Consider the following 2,027-nt stretch of genomic DNA (forward strand, 5'->3'; position numbering starts at 1 on the left):
AACGCAAAGCTACCAGCCGACCAATGTCACGCCGTTGCCCGCCTACGGCTCCGCCAACGCCAACACCGCCCGGCACGCCCCGCCACCACCGCAGCCGGTGCAGGACAGCATCGACGACACGCTGATGAGAGAACTTGAAGTATCGCTGGACCAGCCCCGTTCGGGCGGCCAGGTGGGCAAGCCGGCGGCGCCGCAGTCGCTCGACGACGAGATGACCAAGCTTCTCGGTGAACTCTCCAGCCAGAAGAAATGAGCGACCGCCGGGTCGCTATCCCCGCGAAACACCGTCGCCGGTCCGGCTGCCGAACCACCTCGTCCGAAGCCCCGAGGGTTTTCGATCTTCGCGCGCCCTGAGCGGTGGATGCCGCACCAATGAAAATGGCCGGAAAACCGGCCATTTTCAGAATCGAGTTCGTTCGAGACAGCCGGCCGTGAGCTTCAGTCGTCGCGATAGACTTTTTCGCGGCGCTCATGCCGCTCCTGCGCTTCGATCGACAATGTCGCGATCGGACGTGCATCGAGCCGCTTCAGCGCGATCGGCTCGCCGGTTTCTTCGCAATAGCCGTAGGTGCCTTCGTCGATGCGTTGCAGGGCGGAATCGATCTTTGCAATGAGCTTGCGCTGACGGTCGCGGGCCCTGAGTTCGATGGCCCGGTCGGTTTCCGAAGAGGCGCGATCGGCCAGATCGGGGTGGTTGGCGTTTTCTTGCTGCAGGATTTCCAGTGTTTCGCGCGCTTCGCGCAATATGTCATTCTTCCAGGTGACGAGCTTTGAGCGGAAGTAGGATTTCTGCCGCTCGTTCATGAACGGCTCGTCTTCGGAGGGTACGTAATCGGCGGTAACGATGTCGTTCATTCGACTCACCCAAACTGCCCCAAATTTGGCGCCTATATATTCGTCGTCCGACGCCTGCACAAGCGCAATCGGCCGCTGTTTCACGCAATTGTTAAAGTACCCGGGCACGCGTCTTTGCAGCCGCGTACGGTCGCTTTGGTACAAACTCCGCCGCGACACTTTGGATCCGGTGACGCATATTTTCCCTGATCGCGGTGCCCCCGGGGCCGATATGCAAGCGCATTTTGCAGCAGCCAGCGTTGGCTGATTCGCCGTGTTTGAAGAGCACGGGCCATTGTGCGCGACGCCGTTCTCGTGGCTAATCCCGGAAGGCTTCGGCATTCGGAGGTTGGGTGAGCAGGCTTTATCTGTTGCGACATGCCAAGGCTGGCTGGGCATTGCCCGGCATGCGCGATTTCGACCGTCCGCTCGATGCGTCCGGCCGCGCCGATGCCGAAATGATAGGCGCCGCCATGCGCTCCCGCCTCTATGTTCCGGACCGGACGCTGTGCTCCAACGCCAAACGCGCCAAAGAGACGCTGGAAGGCCTGGCCGGCCAGACCGACACCGGCCGGGTCCTGTTCTTCGACGGGCTCTACAGCGCGGACGCGGCCGGTTATCTCAACCTTATCAGGAACAATGGCGGATCGGGCTCGTTGCTGGTCATCGGCCACAACCCGATGATGGAAGACCTTGCCATGGCAGTTTCGGGCGGCGGCGACGAGGCTGCGCGGGCCACGCTGAACCATGGGTTCCCGACCGCGGGCCTGGCGGTCGTCCGCTTCGACGGCGATCTTGCCAGCGCCGCCCAAGGCACCGGCTATCTCGAAGCGTTCCTGACGCCGGCCGATCTCTGAAGCCATTTCAAAGCCTTGTTGCAGCGCCTATATCGGACGGACCGAAGTTCGAGAGAGCATATTTTGGCATCATCGCTGACCACCTTCACCGACGAGGCGAGGATTGCCCTCGACACGCTATCGGGCCGCGCCACCGGGCTTTTTTCCCCATCGCTGCGCCTCGGCGTGACCGGATTGTCCCGCGCCGGCAAAACGGTGTTCATATCGGCCCTTGTCCACAATTTGATCCATGGCGGGCGCCTGCCGCTGTTCGAGGCGCAGAAATCGGGGCGCATCGCGCGCGCCTTCCTCGAGCAGCAGCCCGACGACGCGGTGCCGCGTTTCCAGTACGAGGAC

The 2,027-nt window shown here is 62.5% G+C and carries 3 protein-coding genes and 1 pseudogene; 3 read left to right on the forward strand and 1 reads right to left on the reverse strand.

The window, feature by feature from the left end:
• A pseudogene (locus tag EOA22_RS31695) lies at positions 1-253 on the forward strand (hypothetical protein); the annotation flags it as partial.
• Between the two features lie 185 nt (positions 254-438).
• Here the strand turns inward: EOA22_RS31695 and dksA are convergent.
• A complete protein-coding gene (dksA, locus tag EOA22_RS31700) occupies positions 439-855 on the reverse strand; it encodes an RNA polymerase-binding protein DksA (RefSeq protein WP_013531862.1) in 417 nt (138 codons plus the stop codon).
• A 332-nt stretch (positions 856-1,187) separates the two neighbouring features.
• Between dksA and EOA22_RS31705 the strand changes: the two genes are divergently transcribed.
• On the forward strand, positions 1,188-1,691 hold the full coding sequence (locus EOA22_RS31705; protein WP_063167923.1) for a histidine phosphatase family protein: 504 nt from the start codon (positions 1,188-1,190) through the stop codon (positions 1,689-1,691).
• A gap of 63 nt (positions 1,692-1,754) precedes the next feature.
• The coding region (locus EOA22_RS31710) for a YcjX family protein (protein WP_164756113.1) at positions 1,755-2,027 on the forward strand (273 nt) is incomplete at its 3' end.

It is taken from the genome of Mesorhizobium sp. M7A.F.Ca.US.014.04.1.1, from assembly GCF_003998745.1.
GTDB lineage: Bacteria > Pseudomonadota > Alphaproteobacteria > Rhizobiales > Rhizobiaceae > Mesorhizobium > Mesorhizobium ciceri.